The sequence below is a fragment of the Mycolicibacter arupensis genome (genome assembly GCF_002086515.1).
Lineage (GTDB): Bacteria > Actinomycetota > Actinomycetes > Mycobacteriales > Mycobacteriaceae > Mycobacterium > Mycobacterium arupense.
On record NZ_MVHH01000035.1, the window covers coordinates 12,511 to 33,793 of the forward strand.

A 21,283-nucleotide genomic window follows, 5' to 3' on the forward strand; every position below is an offset into this window, starting at 1 on the left:
CTGCGGCGTCCCACCCGACGCCGCAGCTAGGATCACCTGCGTGAACGCCGACGCGCTGACCCAGCTGACAGCCGAACTCCCCGAGGGGATGGTGGTCACCGATCCGACAATCACCGCCGGCTATCGCCAGGACAAAGCCCTGGACCCAGCGGCGGGGACGCCACTGGCGGTGATCCGCCCGTTGCGCACCGAAGAGGTGCAACAGGTGCTGCGGTGGGCCACCGCTCATCGGGTGCCCGTGGTCACCCGCGGCGCGGGGACCGGCCTGTCCGGCGGCGCCACCGCGATAGACGGCGGGATCGTGCTGTGCACCGAGAAGATGCGTGAGATCACCGTCGACCCCGTCACCCGCACCGCGGTCTGTCAGCCCGGCCTGCTCAATGCCGAGGTCAAGAAAGCCGTGGCGGCCCACGGATTGTGGTACCCGCCGGACCCGTCGTCGTTCGAGATCTGCAGCATCGGCGGCAACATCGCCACCAACGCCGGCGGCTTGTGCTGCGTCAAGTACGGCGTGACCACCGACTATGTGCTGGGCCTGCAGGTGGTGCTGGCCGACGGCACCGCGGTGCGGCTGGGCGGGCCGCGACTCAAGGACGTTGCCGGGCTCTCACTGACCAAGCTGTTCGTCGGAAGCGAAGGCACCCTCGGGGTGGTCACCGAAGTGACCCTGCGACTGTTGCCCGCCCAACCGGCCTCCTCGGTGGTGGTGGCCACCTTCGACTCGGTGACCGCCGCAGCCGACGCGGTGCTCGACGTGTCCGGACGGCTGCGTCCGTCGATGCTGGAGTTCATGGACTCCGCAGCGATCAACGCCGTCGAGGACCAACTGCGGATGGGCCTGGACCGTGACGCCGCCGCCATGCTGGTGGCGGCCTCCGACGAGCGTGGCCACGCCGGCGCCGAGGATATCGAGCTGATGGCACGGGTGTTCGCCGAACACCAGGCCAAGGAGGTGTTCTCCACCGACGACCCGATCGAGGCCGAGGGCTTCGTGGCGGCCCGGCGGTTCTGCATCCCCGCGGTCGAGGCGAAGGGCCCGCTGCTGCTGGAAGACGTCGGGGTTCCGGTCCCGAGGCTCGCAGAGCTGATCACCGGTATCGAGACCATCGCCGCGCAGCGCCAGCTGCTGATCTCGGTGATCGCGCACGCCGGTGACGGCAACACCCACCCGCTGATCGTGCACGACCCGCATGACCCCGATCAGGTGCGGCGCGCCGAGCTGGCCTACGGCGAGATCATGGACCTGGCTTTGGCCCTGGGCGGCACCATCACCGGTGAGCACGGGGTGGGGCGGTTGAAGCGGCCGTGGCTGGGCGAGCAGCTGGGACCCGACGTGATGGCACTGAACCAGCGGGTCAAGGCCGCGCTCGATCCTCTGGGCATCCTCAATCCCGGGTCGGGGATCTGACGGCCGACCGGGGAACTTCCGGCTCGACCATTGACACCCATAGAGCCGTTGTCGTATCAATGAGACATGACGACCACGATGTCTCATCCGAAGTTTGAACTCGGCACTGCCGAAACCTGGCCCAACCCGTGGCCCATGTACGCCGCACTGCGCGATCACGACCCGGTCCACCGCGTGGTCCCGCCGGAGGCACCCGACCAGGACTACTACGTGCTGTCGCGGCACGCCGACATCTGGGCGGCAGCCGCCGACCACGAGACGTTCTCCTCCGCTCAGGGCCTGACCATCAACTATCGCGAGCTGGAAATGATCGGACTGGCCGACAATCCGCCGATGGTGATGCAGGATCCGCCGGTGCACACCGCGTTTCGCAAACTGGTGGCCCGCGGATTCATGCCACGGCAGGTGGAGGTGCTGGAACCGAAGGTGCGCGAATTCGTGGTCGAGCGCCTGGAGCGACTGCGCGCTAACGGCGGCGCGGGCGATATCGTCGGCGAGCTGTTCAAGCCGCTGCCGTCGATGGTGGTCGCGCACTACCTGGGGGTGCCTGAAGAAGACCGCGGCCAATTCGACGGCTGGACCGACGCGGTGGTCGCGGCCACCGTCAACCCGGATGGCGTCGCCTCGGCCGGGGAGGCGATCGGCGAGATGATGGGCTATTTCACCGGGCTCATCGAACGTCGCCGCACCGACCCGCAGGACGACACGGTCTCGCATCTGGTGGCGGCCGGGATCGGCGCCGACGGGGATATCCAGGGGCTGCTGTCGGTGCTGGCCTTCACCTTCACCATGGTCACCGGCGGCAACGACACGACGACCGGCATGCTCGGCGGGTCCGTACAACTGCTCCAGCAGCACCGCGATCAGCGCCAATTGCTCATCGAGCGGCCGGAGTTGATCCGTGACGCCGTGGAGGAGCTGCTGCGGCTGACGTCTCCGGTGCAGGGGCTGTCGCGAACCACCACTCGCGACGTCACCATCGGCGACACCACCATCCCGGCGAACCGCAAGGTGCTGTTGCTCTACGGCTCCGGCAACCGCGATGAACGCCAGTTCGGGCCGGATGCCGGCGAGCTCAACGTGCTGCGCAAACCGCACCAGATCCTGACCTTCAGCTACGGCGCGCACCACTGCATCGGCAACCAGGCGGCCCGGATGCAGGCCCGGGTGGCACTGGAAGAGTTGCTGGCCCGCTGCCCGGACTACACCATCGACGAGTCCGGGATCGTCTGGGCCGGTGGCAGTTACGTGCGGCGCCCGCTGTCGATTCCCTTCACCGCCGGATCGTGATGGCCGGTCGGGCCTGGCTGTCGGATCAGCGCGGCGAGCTGGCGGCGGAGAGGATTCTCGACGCGGCCGAGACGCTGTTCGCCGAGCATGACCCGGCCTCGGTGGGCATGAATGAGATCGCCCGCGCCGCCGGTTGTTCCCGCGCCACCCTGTACCGGTACTTCGAGAGCCGCGACGCGCTGCACACCGCCTATGTGCACCGGTGGGCCAACGCGCTCTACCGCGAACTGACCCAGCGCCTGGCCGGCATGGACGACCCGGCGGAGCGGTTGGTCGCCGGGATCACCGAATCGCTGGCGTTGGTGCGCGGCAACCCGGCGCTGGCGTCGTGGTTTGCCGAGACCGGGCCGCCGATCGGTACTGCAATGGCCGCGCAGTCCGATGTCATCACCGTGCTGGTGGCGTCATTCCTGTCGGCATTGGGCACCGACGACAGTGCCGCGGCACAACAACGGGCCCGATGGGTGGTGCGGGTGGTGACGTCGCTGCTGAGCTTCCCGGGCCGCGACGCCGACGACGAGCGCGAGATGCTGGCGCAGTTCGTGGTTCCGGTGGTGGTCTCGTCGACGGCGCGGTGTGCGTAGCCTCCGGCCGCCCCCTTCCGCCGAGCGTGAAGCCAGATTCACGTTCGACCCGTGAGCGTGAAGGCAACGTCACGCTCGGCGGGAGGGGCGGCTCAACTCTTCACCCGGGTGAGCCGGTGCAGCAGCCACGACACCGGCACGGTGACCACCATGGTGAGCACGAACAGCGCCAGCATCGAGCCGGTGTAGACCGGGGCGCGTAGCACCTCCACCATCACCAACTCCATCAACACCAGGTGAACCAGGAAGATCTCGTAGGAGATCTCCCCCAGCCACACCATCGGCCGACTCGCCAGAAACCGCGCATACCAACCGCGGTTTCCCAACGCCAGCGGCGCGACCAACAACGCGGCGATCACCGCATAGAACCCCGCCTTCACCAGCGCCTCGGAGAGTTCGGAGGGTGAGGTGGTGGGCTGCCCGGCGATGGGGGTGGACGCGATCAGGTAGCAGATGAGGGCCAACGGAATCGCCACGAATCCATAGCAACGCACCCCCATGGCCTGCAGCACCGCCAACACCATGCCGCCGACGAACCAGGCCAGATAGCCGGGCAGCCACAGCCGGGCGCCGTCGGGCAGGAAGTCGGTCGTGTGCACCAGCGTCAGCCAGGCCGGCGTCACGGCCGCCGCGGCGGCCAGCCCCGCCAGCAGCAGCCCCGGCCGCCACTGCCGGCGGCACAACACGACCAAGATCAGGTACGCCAACAGGGGCAACACCACGTAGAAGGCGACTTCGACTGCGAGGCTCCACATCTGGGTGAGGCCCTGATGCAGATAGCCGAACATGTAATTGTCGGTGTAGATCTGGGTGAACGTCAGGTTGCGCAGCAACCCGATCCAGTTATGGCCGGGATTCGGGCCGGCGGTGCGGAAGTGGTAGATCACATAGGCCAGCAGCACGGTAACCACGTAGGCCGGCATGATGCGCCGCACCCGATGCCAGGCATACCGACGCACCGAGGGGGCCGGCCCCCCGAACGCGGTAGCCCGCACCCACGGCGAGAACAACAGGAAACCGGAGAGCACGAAGAAGATCGGCACGCCGATCTCCATCCGAGAACCCAGCAGCCCGGCGTAGCCGTGGGTGTATTTGCCGGTGGTGTAGGCCGCATGCGTTCCGACCACCAGGATCGCCGCCACCGCGCGCACACCGGTCAGCGACGCGACCCGGTCCACTCCGGCGACCTGCTCCAGACCGCCCTGGGCGACCTCGTCGCGGGGCAAGGTCATTCGGTCCGTTTCCGGTACCCACCTTCGCCGCGACGATCAGGCTTGCCGGCCGGCCGCTCGCGGCGCATATTGATCAACTGGCCCTGAATTCTGGTCTTCTCCAACGCCTTCAGGGTCGCCCCTGAAAGCTTGACCGGCAACTCCACCAGCGAGTGGTCCACCTTGATGCTGATGGCCCCGAAATCGCTGCGATGCAAGCCACCTTCGTTGGCCAGCGCCCCCACGATGGCGCCCGGATTGACCTTGTGACGTTTGCCGACCGCGATCCGATAGGTGGCGAATCCCTCCTTCGGCGGGCCTTTTCGCTCACCCTTGCGGTCATCCCGGCCACCATCGCGATCCGACTTGACGCGTTCGCGGCGCTTGTCCGGCGGCGGTTCCACCATCAGGAACGCCTCGCCGTCGCGGGACTGCACAGCCAGTGCGGCGGCGATATCGGCCATCGGCACATTGTGCTCGCGGCTGTAGTCCTCGACCAGGCGGCGGAACAATTCGATGCCCGAGGCACTGAGGTGATTGGTGATCGCGTCGGCGAACTTGGCGACGCGCTGCGCATTGACGTCGTCGACGCTGGGCAGCTCGGCTTCCACCAGCTTCTGGCGCGTCACCTTCTCGATCAGCCTGAGCAGGTGACGCTCCCGCGGGTTGACGAACAGCAGCGCGGTCCCCGAGCGCCCGGCTCGACCGGTGCGGCCGATGCGGTGCACGTAGGCCTCGGGGTCGTTGGGAATGTCGTAGTTGACGACGTGGGAGATGCGATCCACGTCCAGTCCACGGGCAGCAACATCGGTGGCGACCAAAATGTCGAGGGTGCCGTTCTTCAACCCAGTGATGGTGCGCTCACGCTGCGCCTGCGCGATGTCTCCGTTGATGGCCGCCGCGGAAAACCCTCGGGCACGCAGCTTTTCGGCGACCTCCTCGGTGGCCTGCTTAGTGCGCACGAACACGATCATCGCTTCGAAGGATTCGACTTCGAGGACCCTGGTCAGCGCGTCCATCTTCCGCGGGCCGGCCACCTCGATGTAGCGCTGGGTGATGTTCTCCGCGGTCGCGGTCTTGGCCTTGACCGTGACCTCCACCGGATCATGCAGGTACTTGTTGGTGATGCGGCGAATGGCCGAGGGCATGGTTGCCGAGAACAGGGCCACCTGCTTGTACTCGGGGGTGTCGGCCAGGATGCGTTCGACATCCTCGGCGAAACCCATGGCCAGCATCTCGTCGGCCTCGTCGAGCACCAGGTAGTCCAGGTGCGACAGGTCCAGGCTGCCACGCTCCAGGTGGTCAATGACCCGGCCTGGAGTGCCGACCACGACCTGGGCGCCGCGCTTGAGGCCGGACAGCTGCACCGTGTAGGAGGCGCCGCCGTAGATCGGCAGCACATTGATCCGCGGCAGGTGCGCACCGTAACGCCCGAATGCCTCGGCCACCTGCAGGGCCAGTTCGCGGGTGGGCGCCAGCACCAACGCCTGGGTGGCCTTACTGGAGGTGTCGATGCGCGACAGGATCGGAATGGCGAACGCGGCGGTCTTGCCGGTGCCGGTCTGCGCGAGCCCGACCACATCGGAGCCCTCCAACAGGGCCGGGATGGTGGCAGCCTGAATCGCCGAGGGCGTCTCGTAGCCGACGTCGGCGACAGCCTTCAGTACCGAGGGATGGATCTGCAGGTCGGCGAAGGTCGGGTCGGGCGACTCAGGGGAAGACCCAGTGGGGTCCGGGAAGGGCTCTGCGGGGGTATCAGACGAGGTCATAGCGCTTAGCAGTCTACGGGTAAAGACGCGCTCTCAAAGCCGCAGTTGGTTCGCAGCCGGAGGGCGGCGGTACGGTGCCCGTGTGCCGGGTGTCCACAAACCGTCCGTTCTGATCGCCACACTGGCCGCTGCGTTGCTGGCGGGCTGCGGCTCGGGCGACTCCACCGTCGCCAAGACTCCGCAGAACACCAGCCCGGCCGCACCGCCGCCGGCGGCGCCCAGCCCGGCGTCCGCTCCGCCGAGCAGCCCCGCCCCCGCCGACCCCTGCGCGATCGATCTGACTGCCCCGCCGATCGCCAAGGCCGTTTCGGAGCTGCCCAAAGACCCGCGCAGTGGTCAACCATGGAGTCCCGAGCCGGTGGCCGGCAACTACAACTCGTGTGCTGACATCTCGGCGGTGATCGTCAAGGCCAACACCAACGCCGAACACCCCAACACCCGCGCGGTGCTGTTTCACCGAGGGGATTTCCTACCCCAATCCGTGGTCGACACCTACGGATTCAGCGGTATCGACCTGGCGCTCAGCACCGGCGACACGGTGGCGCTGCGCAACGCCAGCGGTATACCGGGATTGACCGGGGTGGTGAAGTTCCACTGGAACGGGTCGGGAGTGGAGATCGTCGGCAACACCGCCCGCTGACTAGGGCCTGGTGTCGCGCCGCGCATGCCGCCCGAAGGCGTCGGTGTCGTCGGGATCGTCTCGGTAGTGCCGATTGCGGCGGGTAGGACTGTGGCCGCTGATCCCGAATTTTGCGAGCACGTCGGGTGCGGCGGCACCGTCGGCGAGCGAGCGAAAGTGTCGTCCGGCATCGACGTGGAAGCCATTGCGCTGCACAGTCACCGGTTCTGGCTCCACCCAGACCGTCCACGCCGGCCCGATCTCGACGGTCAGTGGTTCGGTTACGGGATCGTGGGCGACCTCCTGCCGGAAGGGCATCTGGCGCGGCGGTGCGGCGGCCGGGATCGGCTCGGTGGGCTCGTCGACCGGGCGTGCGGCCCTGACGGCCGGGGGCTCGAGGGCCTGCTCTGCCTCCTCGGCGTCGATCGGCGCCAGCTCAAGGCGGGCCGGGCGCGCTGAGAACCCGACCATGAACAACGCGGCGACCACTCCGAACAGTGCCACAAACGCCGGCAACAGCGTCGCCTCCGACATCGCCGCCGCAAACGGCTCGTGCAGGAATTCGGGCACCTGCACGACCGCCGCGGGATGCTCGGACTGCAGTCCGTCCGGCATCGAGGGCAGGTTTGCCGCGATCCTCGAGGTCATGAAGGCGGCCATACCGGCGCTGCCCAGCACCGCCCCGACTTGGCGCGTCGCGTTGTAGACCCCAGACCCGGCACCGGCCAACGGCGACGCGAGGTTGCGGGTGGCGGTGGCCGCCAGCGGCGCCCAGATGAAGGCCATGCCGACACCGAGCGCCACGAAGGGCAGCACAAGCCGCCAACTGGGGGTCACCGGTGTCATCTCGATCGACAGCCAGGTGAGCGCGATCGCCAGCACCGAGAAGCCGAAACCGACCACGGTCCGCGGATGTGCCCGGTCGACGATCTTTCCCACGACCGGGGCAAGCATTCCGCTGGCGATCGCCATCGGCGCGGTCAGCAGTGCCGAGCGGGTGGGTGACATGCCGCACACCACCTGGGCGTAGAACATGACCGGCAACACCATCCCGGTGACCGCAAAGCCGATCACAGCCACCCCGAGGTTGGCCAAGCCGAAGTCGCGGTCACCGAAGATGCGCAGCGGCACCAGCGGCTCACCACGGGTGACGGCCTGCCAGTAGACGAAACCCGCCAAACAGCACAGGCCGCCGATCACCTGCGCCCAGATCCACGGCGCCCACCCCGAAGACTCACCTTCCTGCAATGCGAAGACCAGCAGGAACATCCCGATGCCCGACAGCGCCACGCCGAGCAGGTCGAACCGATGCCGGTGGACCGGCAGTTCGGGGATCAGCACGATGGCCAACACCAGCCCGACGATGCCGATCGGGACGTTGACGAAGAAGATCCACTCCCAGCCCAGCCGGTCCACCAGAACACCGCCGGCCAATGGGCCGACCAGCGTGGCGACCCCGGCGGTGGCGCCCCAGACACTCATCGCCGCGCCGCGTCGTTCCGGGGGGAAGGTGCGGGTGATCACCGACAGGGTTTGCGGGGTCAGCAGGGCGGCCCCGACGCCCTGGACCGCCCGGGCCGCGATCAACGTGTCGATACCGCCAGCCAGACCGCACCACAGGGACGCTGCGGTGAACACCGACAGGCCGATCAGGTAGAGATTTTTCGGGCCGAACTGATCGCCCAGCCGGCCCGCGACCAGCAGTGGCACGGCGTAACCCAGCAGGTAGGCACTGGTCACCCAGATCACCGTGTCGTAGCCGATGTCGAGCGAGGACATGATGCTGGGATTGGCGACCGCCACGATCGTGGAGTCGACCAGGATCACGAAGAAGCCCAGCATCATCGCCCACAGGGCGTTCCACGGGTTGATCGAATCGGCGGAATGTGCGGAACCGCCGCCACTCGGTCGGGTCCGGCTGTTCGTGCTGCTCAAGCGCCGCCCCTCCCCTCGCTGCGCCGTGCTGTGCGGGCGTCACGCCACCTTCTGCGACGCTACGGACAGATGGTGCCGGGAACAACTCGGATCGCCGTGCGACGGTTCGCTGTCGGGGGCCGGCCACACCGTTGAAACGGGTAAACAACCGCCCGCGCGTTAGCCTGAAGGGCACCTAGTCGAAATGGGAGGCAACCATGGGCATCTTTCGACGGCGACGGCCGGCCCAGGCTCCGGCGGAGACCTTCGACGAGGAGAAGCCGACGATGGCGGCTCGGGCGTTGGCGCGGGTGATCGAGCGCAGTCAGCGGGTGCAGGGTCCCGCGGTGCGTGCCTACGTGGAGCGGCTGCGCCGCAGCGATCCCGATGCCACCCCGGCGCACGTCATCGCGAAGCTGGAGAAGCGTTTCCTGGCCGCCGCGACGGCCAGCGGCGCGGCGGTGGGCGCCACCGCGGCGGTGCCGGCGATCGGCACCCTGATGGCGTTGTCGGCGGTGGCCGGGGAGACCGCGGTCTTCCTGGAGGCCACCGCGTTCTTCGTGCTGTCCGTCGCGGAGGTGCACGGCATCCCCGTGGACGACCGCGACCGGCGGCGCGCGCTGGTGCTGGCGGTCTTGGTGGGCGACCAGGGCAAGGGCGCCCTCGCCGACCTACTCGGCCCGGGCCGCACCAGCGGTGCGTGGCTCGCCGAGGGCTCCGCGGGAGTGGCGGCGCTGCCCCTGCCCGCGGTCAGGGAATTGAACTCGCGGCTGCTGCGTTACTTCGTCAAGCGATTCACGCTGCGCCGCGGCGCGCTGGCCTTCGGCAAGCTGTTGCCGGTGGGGCTGGGTGCGCTGATCGGGGCAGTGGGAAACCGCCTGATGGGCAAGAAGATCATCAGCAACGCCGCTGATGCGTTCGGCCCCGCCCCCACCCGCTGGAGGGGAAACCTCCACTTGGTGCCGGCGCTGCACGACGATGATGCCCACTCGGCATAGCCGTCGACAGGGTCTCGGCCGGCGGACAACAGGCCGCGAGCCTGGCGGAATATCTCCGAGGGGCTAGCCTTTATGAGGCAGGTGGGCGCGGGCGCAAGTGCCACGCCAGACGACCAGGAATCGAGGCGAGAAGCTGTCGTGAGCGGTATCAGTTCACCCTTCGGTCAGAACGAGTGGCTAGTCGAGGAGATGTACCGCAAATTCCGCGAGGATCCCTCCTCGGTGGATCCGAGCTGGCATGAGTTCCTGGCGGACTACAAACCCGACGCCCCACAAGGTGACGGCGCTGCGGCGCCCGCCCGAACCGTGACACCCCCGGCACCCGCAGCGGCACCTGCTCCGGCTCCCGCAGCGGTCCCTGCTCCTGCCGCCAAGGCCGCCCCGGCCGCCGCACCCGCCCCGGCTGCCGCCAAGCCGGCAGCCAAGCCCGCGACATCGACCGCCCCCGCACCGTCCGGTGACGACGAGCTGCAGGTGTTGCGTGGCGCCGCGGCGGCGGTGGTGAAGAACATGTCCACCTCCCTGGAGGTGCCCACGGCCACCAGCGTGCGCGCGGTGCCGGCCAAGCTGATGATCGACAACCGCATCGTCATCAACAACCAGCTCAAGCGGACTCGCGGCGGCAAGATCTCCTTCACCCACCTGCTGGGTTACGCGATCGTGCAGGCAGTCAAACAGTTCCCCAACATGAACCGGCACTTCGCCGAGATCGACGGGAAGCCGAACGCCGTCACACCCGCCCACACCAACCTGGGCCTGGCCATCGACCTGCACGGCGCCGGCGGCAAGCGGTCCCTGGTGGTGGCCGCCATCAAGGGCTCGGAGTCGCTGCGCTTCGCGCAGTTCGTCGACGCCTACGAAGACATCGTCCGCCGGGCCCGGGACGGCAAGCTCACCGCGGAAGACTTCGCCGGTGTCACGATCTCGCTGACCAACCCCGGCACCATCGGCACGGTGCACTCGGTGCCCCGGCTGATGGCCGGCCAGGGCGCCATCATCGGTGTCGGGGCCATGGAGTACCCCGCCGAGTTCCAGGGCGCCAGCGAGCAGCGCATCGCCGAGCTCGGTGTGGGCAAGGTGATCACCTTGACCTCGACCTATGACCACCGCATCATCCAGGGCGCGGAGTCGGGCGACTTCCTGCGCACCGTGCACGAGATGCTGCTGTCGGACGCGTTCTGGGACGAGATCTTCTTCGAACTGTCCATCCCCTACGAGCCGGTGCGGTGGCGCACCGACAACCCGGACTCGGTCGTCGACAAGAACGCCCGCGTCGTCGAGCTGATCGCCGCCTACCGCAACCGCGGCCACCTGATGGCCGACGTCGACCCGTTGCGCCTGGACAACACCCGATTCCGCAGTCACCCCGACCTGGACGTGCTGACCCACGGTCTGACGTTGTGGGACCTGGATCGGGAGTTCAAGGTCGACGGCCTGCCCGGCAGCGACATCCGCAAGCTTCGCGAGATCCTGTCGGTGCTGCGCGACGCCTACTGCCGCCACGTCGGCGTGGAGTACACCCACATCCTCGAGCCCGAGCAGCAGCAGTGGCTGCAAGAGCGCATCGAGGTCAAGCACGTCAAACCCACTGTGGCGCAGCAGAAATACATTCTGAGCAAGCTCAACGCCGCGGAGGCGTTCGAAAGCTTCCTGCAGACCAAGTACGTCGGCCAGAAGCGCTTCTCGCTGGAGGGCGCCGAGACCGTGATCCCCATGATGGACGCGGCCATCGATCAGTGCGCCGAGCACGGGCTGGACGAGGTCGTCATCGGCATGCCGCACCGCGGCCGGCTCAACGTGCTGGCCAACATCGTGGGCAAGCCCTACTCGCAGATCTTCACCGAGTTCGAGGGCAACCTGAATCCGGCCGAGGCGCACGGATCCGGCGACGTCAAGTACCACCTGGGCGCGACCGGGGTCTACCTGCAGATGTTCGGAGACAACGACATTCAGGTGTCGCTGACCGCCAACCCGTCGCACCTGGAGGCGGTGGACCCGGTGCTCGAGGGCCTGGTCCGGGCCCGTCAGGACCTGCTGGACCGAGGCACCCTGGGCACCGATGACGAGCCGGCCTTCTCGGTGGTGCCGATGATGCTGCACGGCGACGCCGCGTTCGCCGGCCAGGGCGTGGTCGCCGAGGTTCTCAACATGGCGTTGCTGCCCGGCTACCAGACCGGCGGCACCATCCACATCGTGGTCAACAACCAGATCGGTTTCACCACAGCACCGGACTACTCCCGGTCCAGCGAGTACTGCACCGACGTGGCCAAGATGATCGGCGCGCCGATCTTCCACGTCAACGGCGACGATCCCGAGGCCTGCGACTGGGTGGCACGTCTGGCAGTGGACTTCCGGCAGAAGTTCCACAAGGACGTCATCATCGACATGCTGTGCTACCGGCGCCGCGGGCACAACGAGGGCGACGACCCCTCGATGACCAACCCGTACATGTACGACGTGATCGGCGGCAAGAGCGGTGTCCGCAAGAGCTACACCGAAGACCTGATCGGCCGCGGCGACATCTCGCTCAAAGAGGCCGAGGACGCGTTGCGCGACTACCACGGTCAGCTGGAACGGGTGTTCAACGAGATCCGTGAGCTGGAGAAGCATGCCGCGCTGCCCAGCGAGTCGGTCGAGTCCGAGCAGGTGATGCCGCGCGGCCTGAACACCGCCGTCGACAAGGCGATGCTGTCGCGCATCGGCGATGCGTTCATGTCGATACCCGAGGGCTTCACTGTGCACCCGCGCGTCCTGCCGGTCTTGGAGCGACGCCGCGAGATGGCCTACGAGGGCAAGGTGGACTGGGCCTTCGGTGAGCTGCTGGCGCTCGGCTCGCTGGTGGCCGAGGGCAAACTGATCCGGCTCTCCGGGCAGGACACCCGCCGCGGCACCTTCTCGCAGCGGCACTCGGTGATCATCGACCAGGCCAACGGCGCGGAGTTCAGCCCGCTGCAGCTGCTGGCCACCAACGCCGACGGCACCCCGTCCGGGGGCAAGTTCCTGGTCTACGACTCCCCACTGTCGGAGTTCGCGGCCGTGGGCTTCGAATACGGCTACACGGTGGGCAACCCGGAGGCCCTGGTGCTCTGGGAGGCGCAGTTCGGCGACTTCGTCAACGGTGCCCAGTCGATCATCGACGAGTTCATCAGCTCGGGCGAGGCCAAGTGGGGTCAGCTGTCCAACGTGGTGCTGCTGCTGCCGCACGGCCACGAGGGGCAGGGTCCCGACCACACCTCCGGGCGCATCGAGCGATTCCTGCAGCTGTGGGCCGAGGGCTCGATGACCATTGCGGTGCCCTCGACGCCGTCGAACTACTTCCACCTGCTGCGCAGGCATGCACTCGATGGGATCCAGCGGCCGCTGATCGTGTTCACGCCGAAGTCGATGCTGCGCAACAAGGCGGCGATCAGCGATATCAAGGACTTCACCGACGTCAAGTTCCGCTCGGTGCTCGAGGAGCCCACCTATGAGGATGGCGTGGGTGACCGCAGCAAGGTGAACCGAGTACTGCTGACCAGCGGCAAGCTCTACTACGAGCTGGCCGCCCGCAAGACCAAGGACGGCCGCGACGACATCGCGATCGTGCGGGTGGAGCAGTTGGCTCCGCTGCCCAAGCGTCGGCTCGCCGAGACCCTGGACCGTTACCCGAATGCCCGGGAGTTCTTCTGGGTCCAGGAGGAGCCGGCCAACCAGGGGGCGTGGCCGCGGTTCGGTCTGGAATTGCCGGAGCTGCTGCCGGAGAAGCTGACCGGGATCAAGCGGGTGTCGCGGCGGGCGATGTCGGCCCCGTCGTCCGGGTCGTCGAAGGTGCACGCCGTCGAACAGCAGGAGATCATCGACTCGGCGTTCGGCTAGGCCTTTCACCGGCGAGTGTGCGTGTTTGTGCGCAACACGCCGCGTCTTGCTGGGCAACCGCGCACGCTCACCGAGGGCAGTCAATCCGGTACCAGCGGTACCGGATAAACTCGGATGTTCCACCGACCGTTGGAGAGAGCACATGCAGGGATTCGCCGGGAAAGTCGCTGTCGTCACCGGCGCCGGTTCGGGTATCGGTCAGGCGCTGGCCATCGAGTTGGCCCGTGCGGGGGCACAGCTGGCGATCAGCGACGTCGACACCGAGGGCCTGGCCCAGACCGAGCGGCGATTGACCGCACTGGGCGTACGGGTGAAGGCCGACCGGCTCGACGTCACCGAACGTGAGACGGTCCTGGCCTACGCCGATGAGGTCAAAGAGCATTTCGGCAAGGTCAACCAGATCTACAACAACGCCGGCATCGCGTTCAGCGGCGACGTCGAGATCAGCCCGTTCAAGGACATCGAACGGGTGATGGACGTCGACTTCTGGGGCGTGGTCAACGGCACCAAGGCCTTCCTGCCGCACCTGATCGAATCCGGCGACGGGCACGTCATCAACATCTCCAGCCTGTTCGGTCTGCTGTCGATGCCCGGCCAGGCCGCCTACAACGCGGCCAAGTTCGCCGTCCGTGGCTTCACCGAGGCGTTGAACCAGGAAATGGCCATCGCCAAGCACCCGGTCAAGGTCACCACGGTGCACCCGGGTGGCATCCAGACCGCGATCGCCCGCAACGCGACCGTTGCCGAAGGGCTCGACGCCAAGGCGATGGCCGAATTCTTCGACCGGAAGCTGGCCTCCACCAGCGCCGAAGAGGCCGCCCGAGTGATCCTCGAAGGGGTCAGCAAGGGCCGGGCCCGCGTCCTGATCGGAAACGACGCACGGGTTCTTGACCTACTGGTGCGTGTACTGGGCTCGCGGTACCAGCGCCTGTTCTCGTTCGCCCTGCCCAAGCTCCGGCCCCGGTAAGGGGCTCGCACCACGCAGCCCCGTGGCTCCTAGCGCCCGAGCGGGTGCTCATCGAGGAACGCGTCCACCACCGCTTGTGGGTCGGCCCCGTCAGCCACCTTCCGGCGCATCTCGATCAGCGCCTCGGTGTCCAGCACGCCGGCCACCTGGTTGACCGCCAGCACCTGCGCTTCGGTCAGCTCGTTGCGCCGATACAGCGGCACCACGTTCTCGGCGCGCACCAGCGCGGGGTGGGCGTCGCTGAGCAGCACGGCATCCTCCGGCGCATCGGGGGACGCCGTGCTGGACCAGGCCGCGCCGATCTGGCGGGCCTGCAATGCCGCGAACAGCGCTGCATCGTCAGAGAATTCGCGTGGTTTGGCCAATGTGCAGCTGCCCACCACCGTCGGCACCGGGACACCACGGACGCCGCCGACGGCCAATCCGGTGCAGTGCCGGACGAGGGTGGCCAGGTCGGTGCCGTCCCACGCCACCGCGGTCGCCTTCGTCACCGCCAGCGTGGGCTTGTCCTCGGCGCTCATCGCGTAGTCGCCGACCGCAAGCCCCTCCGGCAGCGCGCCGGCCAGCGCCCAGTAGACGCCCCGGTCGGAACGCGCCGCGGACTCATCGGCGAACATCGCCAGAAAGTGGCCGGTGAAACCCGGCACGACGGTCAACTCCCCCGCGTCCAGGGCGGCGACGGGGTCGGCGACCGACTCCACACGCACCGCGGCACCCGCGCCGCGCAGGGCGCTGGCATACAGGTGAGCCAACACCTGCGACTGCGGGTCCGGCCACATGCCGACCGTCAGCGGCGCCGGGTCTGCATGCGCGCCACAACCGGCAAGCAGCACCGCCGCCCATCCCAGCGCCAGGCAGCGCAGCCGATGTCCTCGCAGCCTGGGCACCGTGAGCTCTACGACGCTGTGTCGGCCGCCGCCGCGACGGCCGCGGCAACCGCCGGTTCGACTCGCGGGTCCAGCGGACTCGGAACGATACGGTCCGGCGCAAGATCGTCGGCGACCACGGAGAAGATCGCCTCTGCGGCAGCCAATTTCATCGCCTCAGTGATTCGGTGCGCACCGGCGTCCAGCGCGCCGCGGAACACTCCGGGAAAGGCCAGCACATTGTTGATCTGGTTGGGGAAGTCGCTGCGCCCGGTGGCCACCACCGCCGCGTACTTCGCCGCCAGGTCGGGGTGGATCTCGGGGTCGGGGTTGGACAGCGCGAACACCACCCCACCCGGGGCCATCGAGGCGATCAACTCCTCGGGCACCACACCACCGGAGGCACCCAGGAAGACATCGGCACCGGCCAGCGCCTCGGCCAGGCCGCCGGTGATACCCCGCGGATTGGTCCGCTGCGCCAGCTCGAGCTTGACCTCGTTCATGCCCGCGCGCTCCGGATGCAGCACGCCCTGCGAGTCCAGCACGATCATCTCCGTGACGCCCCGGGACAGCAGGATGTTCGCACAGGCCACTCCCGCGGCACCGGCGCCGGAAACCACCACCCGCAGCGACGCGATCTCGCGATCGATCACCTTGGCCGCCCCCAGCAGGGCCGCCAGTGCCACGATCGCGGTGCCGTGCTGGTCGTCGTGCATCACCGGGCAGTCCAGCGCCTCGATCACGCGGCGCTCGATCTCAAAGCAGCGTGGAGCCGAGATGTCCTCCAGGTTGACGGCGCCGAACGAGGGGCGCAGCCGCACCAGCGTCTCGACGATCTCGTCCGGGTCCTTGGTGTCCAACACAATCGGAATGGAATCGAGGCCGGCAAACGTCTTGAACAGCGCCGCCTTGCCCTCCATCACCGGCAGTGACGCCGCCGGCCCGAGGTCACCCAGACCGAGGACCGCGGTGCCGTCGCTGACCACGGCCACCAGTCGGTGCGCCCACGTGTAGCGGGCCGCCAGCGTGTGGTCGGCGGCGATGGCGCGACTGACCTGAGCAACACCCGGGGTGTAGGCGATCGAGAGCGCGCGTTGGCTGTCCAGCGGGGTTTTCAGGTCGACAGAGATCTTTCCGCCCGCGTGGGCTTCGAAGATCTCTTCATCTCCGATGACGATCGGAGTGCTGTTCACCATATTCGCAAGGTTCTCTGGCATCGGTAGTCCAGGGTACTGCGCTGGCTGTGCTCGCTCTCTATCGGCCGGGGCAGGACCGGCGTCCCCCGGGCACAAATACGCGCTTTCGCTGATGTTTTGCGGGCCCGGCGGGCCGCATCCTGGCTAACATGAGCAAACCCACGGACACGCGGGCGGTGGACTGAAATGAGTTGGGCGTGACTGAACTCCCGACCGGAACGGTGACGTTGCTGCTGGCCGACGTCGAGGGCTCCACGCGTCTGTGGGAGACCCAGGCCGACCAGATGACGGCCGCGATCGAGCGATTGGACCGCATCCTCGCCGAGGTCCTAGTCGCCCACAGCGGGGTACGACCGGTCGAGCAGGGTGAGGGCGACAGCTTCGTGGCGGCGTTCGCGAGGGCCAGCGACGCCGTGGCCTGCGCGGTGGCCCTGCAGCGCGCACCGCTGGCACCGATTCGGCTCCGCATCGGCCTGCACAGCGGCGAGGTGCAGCTGCGCGATGAAGGCAACTACATCGGACCGACCATCAACCGCACCGCACGCATCCGCGACCTGGCCCATGGCGGCCAGACCGTCCTCTCGGCGATCACCGAAGCCTTGGTGATCGACCGGATGCCTGCGGGCACCTGGCTCATCGAGCTGGGCAGCTATCCCTTGCGTGGGCTGCCTCGCCCCGAGAAGGTGCTGCAGTTGTGTCACCCCGAGCTGCACAACGAGTTCCCGCCACTGCGGGCCTCCGGGGGCGTCACGTGCACTCGTCTGCCACCGCAACTGACCAGCTTCGTCGGACGCACCGCGCAGATCCACGACGTTCGGGCGCTGCTGGAAGACAACCGGCTGGTCACGTTGACCGGTTCAGGAGGAGCCGGCAAGACGCGGCTGGCGGTGCGGATCGCCGACCAGCTGGCCGACCGCTTCGCCGACGGTGTGTGTTACGTCGACCTGGCGCCGATCACCGACCCCGAGCTGGTGCCGATGATTGCCGCTCGGGCCTTGGGCCTGCCCGATCAGCCGGATCGCTCCGCGACCGACACCCTCATCCGCTGGCTCGCCGAGCGGCACCTACTGCTGGTGCTCGACAATTGCGAGCACCTGCTGGATGCGTCCGCCGCGCTGTTACTGAGCCTGCTGGGCGCCTGCCCGCATCTGACGATCCTGACGACCAGCCGGGAGCCGATCGCGGTAGACGGCGAGGTCGTCTGGCGGGTGCCCTCGCTGTCGCTGGCAGACGAATCGGTCACGCTGTTCATCGACCGCGCTCACCACGCCCGTCCCAACTTCGCCGTGACCGACGACCAGGCCGCCACCGTGGCGGAGATCTGCCGGCGGCTTGACGGCATGCCGTTGGCCATCGAGCTGGCCGCGGCACGTGTTCGGTCGTTGTCCCTCAACGAGATCCTGGAGGGGCTGCACGACCGGTTCCGCCTACTGACCGGCGGTTCGCGGCGCGCCGTGCGTCGCCAACAGACGCTGCACGCCTCCGTCGACTGGTCGCACGCCCTGCTGACCGATCCCGAGCGGGTGCTGTTCCGTCGGTTGGCCGCCTTCATGGACGGATTCGATCTCCACGCGGCACAGACGGTGGCCGGATGCGGAGCCATCGCGAGCCATCAGGTGCTCGATCAACTCACCTTGTTGGTGGACAAATCTCTGGTGATCGCCGAGAACACCACCGGGCGAACGCGGTACCGGATGCTGGAAATGGTGCGGCAGTACGCACTCGAGAAACTGGGAGAATCCGGCGAAGCCGACACCATCCGCGCTCGTCACCGTGACCACTACACGCTGATGGCGACCGCGCTCGACACACCGCCCCACGAAGAACACGACGTGCTGCTGGCAAAAGCAGATAGTGAGATCGACAATCTCCGTGCCGCTTTCGCGTGGAGCCAGGAGAACGGGGAGGCAGAGCAGGCCCTGACGTTGGCCTCGTCCCTGCTTCCGCTCTGGCTGGGACGCGGCCGTATCGCCGAAGGCGTGGCCTGGTTCGATGCTGCGCGTCGCGGCAACACCACAGGTACCGCCCCGGTTACCCGCCCCACCCAGGCGCGGGCATTGGCCGACCACGCGCTGCTCAACGCCTGGGGCCTGTCCTTGAACAGCATTGACCAAGCGCAGGAGGCCGTCGCGATCGCCCGCGACCTCGACGACAAGGTGCTGCTGGTCAGAGCACTCACGGCGTGTGTCAGCATCGCGGCCTACCAGGCGGAGGTGGCGGCGCCATACTTCGCCGAGGCGATCGAGCTGGCCAGCGCCCTGGATGACCGCTGGCGGCTGAGCCAGATTCTGGGTTGGCAGACCTACGCAGCAGCCGTGACCGGCGACCTCACCGCCGCTCTCGCCATCGGCTGGCAAGGCCGAGACCTGGCCGATTCCCTGGGCGATCAGTTCAACTCACGCTATTGCCGCAACTGGCAGGGGATGGCCCAGTACCTGCAGGGCGGCCTGGCTGGGGAGATCACACGCTGCCATGCGATGGTCACCGAGGCCACCGATGCGGGAGACCTGCTCAATCGGTTCCTCGGCCTGCAGAACCTGGCGTTGGCGTCGGCCTTCAGCGGCCAGATCGGCGAAGCCGACGAGGTACTGAAGGAGTTGATCGAAACCGGCTCGGAACTCAGTGGTGTCCACGAGGGCGTGGCCTATATGGCACTGGGGCTGGCGGCGTTGGCCACCGGCGACGCGACGGCAGCTGCAGCCGCACAGGAGCGGATGTGGCACCACGTCGGTATCTACGACCAGATTGCCGCCATATTCCGCTGGAGTCGGGCCGAGACGGCGTTGGCGTTGGGCGATCTCACCGCAGCACAGCAGTGGGCCGACGACGGTGTCGCCGCAACGACGGGGTGGTACCAGATGATGAGCCTGGTCCCGCGTGCACGGGTAGCTCTGGGCCACGGCGCACCCGAACGGGCCGAAGGCGATCTCTACGCGGCCCTCGCGATCGCCGACGAGACCGGGGCGCAAACCGGAGTTCCCGAGGTCTTCGAGTGTCTGGGTGCCACTGCCTCTCAAGCCGACCGCACCCACGAAGCAGCCCGCCTGTTCGGCGCCGCCGACGGCATCCGGCGACGCACAGGGGCCGTCCGGCTACGAGTCCACGACGCCGACTGGGAGACCTGGTTGGCCACCCTGCGGGCTGCGATGGACGCCAAGGAACTCGACTCCGCATGGGCCGACGGGGCCGCGCTGTCCACTCCAGCGGCCATCGGCTACGCGCTGCGCGGACGCGGGCAACGCAAGCGGCCACCGCTGGGCTGGGGGTCGCTCACCCCGACCGAACTCGATGTCGCCAGGCTCGTCAGCGAAGGCCTGTCCAACAAGGACATTGCCGCTCGGCTCTTCGTCTCGTCGCGAACCGTGCAGACGCATCTGACCCACGCCTACGCCAAGCTCGGGATCACTTCCCGCGTGCAACTGGCACAGGAAGTCACCCGTCGGGCTTAGTGCCTCAGATCAGGCCCAGGCCGGTGACGGCTTCGCGCTCCTCGGCCAGCTCAGCGGTCGACGCATCGATCCGGCTGCGGGAGAAGTCGTCGATCTCCAGGCCCTGCACGATGCTCCAGTCGCCACCGGAGGTGGTAACGGGGAACGACGAGATCAGGCCCTCCGGCACCCCGTAGGAGCCATCGGAGACCACGGCCATCGACACCCAGTCGTTGTCCGGAGTGCCGAGCAGCCAGCTGCGCGCGGCGTCGACGGTGGCCGACGCGGCAGAGGCCGCCGACGAAGCCCCACGGGCGTCGATGATCGCCGCGCCCCGCTTGGCGACGGTGGGGATGAAGTCGTTCTCGATCCAGGCCTGGTCATTGACCACCTCGGCGGCGTTACGCCCACCGACCTCGGCGTGGAACAGGTCCGGGTACTGGCTCGCGGAGTGGTTGCCCCAGATGGTCATCTTCTTGATGTCGGTGACCTTGGCGCCGGTCTTGGCGGCCAGCTGCGAGATGGCCCGGTTGTGGTCCAGGCGAGTCAGCGCGGAGAAGCGCTCGTTGGGGATGTCGGGGGCGTTCGTCATCGCGATCAGCGCGTTGGTGTTGGCCGGGTTGCCGGTCACGCCCACGCGGATGTCGGAGGCGGCGACGGCGTTGAGGGCCTTGCCCTGCGCGGTGAAGATCGCGCCGTTGGCCTCGAGCAGGTCGCTGCGCTCCATGCCCGGTCCGCGGGGGCGGGCGCCGACCAGCAGCGCCAGGTTGACGCCGTCGAAGATCGTGTTCGCGTCCGAGCCGATCTGCACGCCCGACAGCAGCGGGAAGGCACAGTCGTCGAGCTCCATGACCACGCCCTCAAGCGCCTTGAGCGCGGGCTCGATCTCCAGCAGGCGCAGTTCGATCGGCCGGTCGGGGCCCAGCAGTGAGCCGCTGGCAAGGCGGAACAGCAGGCTGTAGCCGATCTGGCCGGCGGCGCCGGTGACGGCCACCTTGAGTGGGGTTGTGCTCACGTCAAGTGCTCCTCGAACGGGTTCGGCTGGTCTGGCTTTGGTCCGGGTCGAAACTAGCGCACCGGCGTCCTGCCCGAAACTCGGGGACCCCGCCGGAGAAACGCGCTCAGCGTGCAGGTCGGCGACAGGCGCGTAGCATTTCACCGGCACCTGCGCCGGAGGG

Annotated in this window: 14 protein-coding genes; 8 read left to right on the top strand and 6 right to left on the bottom strand. The window is 67.9% G+C overall.

Annotation, left to right across the window (positions count from 1 at the left end):
- Nucleotides 1–40: 40 nt before the first annotated feature.
- From BST15_RS15160 to BST15_RS15170, 3 genes are all read left to right on the top strand, one after another.
- Nucleotides 41–1,408, top strand: coding sequence for an FAD-binding oxidoreductase (locus BST15_RS15160; protein ID WP_046189258.1), 1,368 nt, complete (start codon nucleotides 41–43; stop codon nucleotides 1,406–1,408).
- 66 nt (nucleotides 1,409–1,474) lie between these two features.
- Nucleotides 1,475–2,698: a cytochrome P450 gene (locus BST15_RS15165; RefSeq protein ID WP_165757133.1), complete on the top strand. Its 1,224-nt coding sequence runs from the start codon at nucleotides 1,475–1,477 to the stop codon at nucleotides 2,696–2,698.
- A complete protein-coding gene (locus BST15_RS15170; protein ID WP_046189257.1) occupies nucleotides 2,698–3,282 on the top strand; it encodes a TetR/AcrR family transcriptional regulator in 585 nt (194 codons plus the stop codon). Before BST15_RS15165 ends, BST15_RS15170 begins: the two co-directional genes overlap by 1 nt.
- 92 nt (nucleotides 3,283–3,374) lie before the next feature.
- Here BST15_RS15170 and BST15_RS15175 read toward each other — a convergent pair whose 3' ends face one another.
- The gene (locus tag BST15_RS15175; RefSeq protein WP_046189256.1) at nucleotides 3,375–4,514 is read right to left on the bottom strand and encodes an acyltransferase family protein; all 1,140 of its coding nucleotides are present in this window, start codon (nucleotides 4,512–4,514) and stop codon (nucleotides 3,375–3,377) included.
- Nucleotides 4,511–6,262, bottom strand: a complete 1,752-nt coding sequence (locus tag BST15_RS15180) for a DEAD/DEAH box helicase (protein WP_046189255.1) — start codon at nucleotides 6,260–6,262, stop codon at nucleotides 4,511–4,513. The genes BST15_RS15175 and BST15_RS15180 overlap by 4 nt, the downstream gene beginning before the upstream one ends.
- Nucleotides 6,263–6,344: 82 nt before the next feature.
- On the opposite strand from BST15_RS15180, the gene BST15_RS15185 reads away from it, so the two are divergent.
- The gene (locus BST15_RS15185; RefSeq protein WP_234708293.1) at nucleotides 6,345–6,902 is read left to right on the top strand and encodes an LppP/LprE family lipoprotein; all 558 of its coding nucleotides are present in this window, start codon (nucleotides 6,345–6,347) and stop codon (nucleotides 6,900–6,902) included.
- Here BST15_RS15185 and BST15_RS15190 read toward each other — a convergent pair whose 3' ends face one another.
- Nucleotides 6,903–8,726: an MFS transporter gene (locus tag BST15_RS15190; protein WP_046189254.1), complete on the bottom strand. Its 1,824-nt coding sequence runs from the start codon at nucleotides 8,724–8,726 to the stop codon at nucleotides 6,903–6,905.
- 287 nt (nucleotides 8,727–9,013) lie between these two features.
- On the opposite strand from BST15_RS15190, the gene BST15_RS15195 reads away from it, so the two are divergent.
- The 3 genes from BST15_RS15195 to BST15_RS15205 all read left to right on the top strand — a co-directional run bounded on the left by BST15_RS15195 (nucleotide 9,014) and on the right by BST15_RS15205 (nucleotide 14,615).
- Nucleotides 9,014–9,793: a hypothetical protein gene (locus tag BST15_RS15195; RefSeq protein ID WP_046189253.1), complete on the top strand. Its 780-nt coding sequence runs from the start codon at nucleotides 9,014–9,016 to the stop codon at nucleotides 9,791–9,793.
- A gap of 138 nt (nucleotides 9,794–9,931) precedes the next feature.
- On the top strand, nucleotides 9,932–13,648 hold the full coding sequence (locus BST15_RS15200; protein WP_083071041.1) for a multifunctional oxoglutarate decarboxylase/oxoglutarate dehydrogenase thiamine pyrophosphate-binding subunit/dihydrolipoyllysine-residue succinyltransferase subunit: 3,717 nt from the start codon (nucleotides 9,932–9,934) through the stop codon (nucleotides 13,646–13,648).
- 142 nt (nucleotides 13,649–13,790) lie between these two features.
- Nucleotides 13,791–14,615 carry an SDR family NAD(P)-dependent oxidoreductase gene (locus BST15_RS15205; protein WP_046189251.1) on the top strand — a complete coding sequence of 275 codons (825 nt, stop codon included), beginning with the start codon at nucleotides 13,791–13,793 and terminating at the stop codon, nucleotides 14,613–14,615.
- A gap of 29 nt (nucleotides 14,616–14,644) precedes the next feature.
- Here the strand turns inward: BST15_RS15205 and BST15_RS15210 are convergent, their stop codons facing one another.
- Nucleotides 14,645–15,493 (bottom strand): glycine betaine ABC transporter substrate-binding protein, encoded by an 849-nt coding sequence (locus BST15_RS15210; protein WP_046189264.1) that lies wholly within the window; start codon nucleotides 15,491–15,493, stop codon nucleotides 14,645–14,647.
- A gap of 17 nt (nucleotides 15,494–15,510) precedes the next feature.
- The gene (locus BST15_RS15215; protein WP_046189250.1) at nucleotides 15,511–16,698 is read right to left on the bottom strand and encodes an NAD(P)-dependent malic enzyme; all 1,188 of its coding nucleotides are present in this window, start codon (nucleotides 16,696–16,698) and stop codon (nucleotides 15,511–15,513) included.
- 176 nt (nucleotides 16,699–16,874) lie between these two features.
- Here BST15_RS15215 and BST15_RS15220 point away from each other — a divergent pair, with 176 nt between their 5' ends.
- Nucleotides 16,875–20,126 carry a helix-turn-helix transcriptional regulator gene (locus BST15_RS15220; RefSeq protein ID WP_046189249.1) on the top strand — a complete coding sequence of 1,084 codons (3,252 nt, stop codon included), beginning with the start codon at nucleotides 16,875–16,877 and terminating at the stop codon, nucleotides 20,124–20,126.
- Between the two features lie 4 nt (nucleotides 20,127–20,130).
- Here the strand turns inward: BST15_RS15220 and BST15_RS15225 are convergent, their stop codons facing one another.
- Complete coding sequence (locus BST15_RS15225; protein ID WP_046189248.1) at nucleotides 20,131–21,120, bottom strand: malate dehydrogenase; 990 nt, start codon at nucleotides 21,118–21,120, stop codon at nucleotides 20,131–20,133.
- Between the last annotated feature and the right edge of the window lie 163 nt (nucleotides 21,121–21,283).

Excerpts from the sequence above, each read along its gene's own strand:
- BST15_RS15195 (WP_046189253.1), top strand. The coding sequence starts at position 9,014 with ATGGGCATCTTTCGACGGCGACGGCCGGCCCAGGCTCCGGCGGAGACC.
- BST15_RS15165 (WP_165757133.1), top strand. The coding sequence starts at position 1,475 with ATGACGACCACGATGTCTCATCCGAAGTTTGAACTCGGCACTGCCGAA.
- BST15_RS15170 (WP_046189257.1), top strand. The coding sequence starts at position 2,698 with ATGGCCGGTCGGGCCTGGCTGTCGGATCAGCGCGGCGAGCTGGCGGCG.
- BST15_RS15215 (WP_046189250.1), bottom strand. The coding sequence starts at position 16,698 with ATGCCAGAGAACCTTGCGAATATGGTGAACAGCACTCCGATCGTCATC.
- BST15_RS15205 (WP_046189251.1), top strand. The coding sequence starts at position 13,791 with ATGCAGGGATTCGCCGGGAAAGTCGCTGTCGTCACCGGCGCCGGTTCG.
- BST15_RS15190 (WP_046189254.1), bottom strand. The coding sequence starts at position 8,726 with ATGATGCTGGGCTTCTTCGTGATCCTGGTCGACTCCACGATCGTGGCG.
- BST15_RS15175 (WP_046189256.1), bottom strand. The coding sequence starts at position 4,514 with ATGACCTTGCCCCGCGACGAGGTCGCCCAGGGCGGTCTGGAGCAGGTC.
- BST15_RS15180 (WP_046189255.1), bottom strand. The coding sequence starts at position 6,262 with ATGACCTCGTCTGATACCCCCGCAGAGCCCTTCCCGGACCCCACTGGG.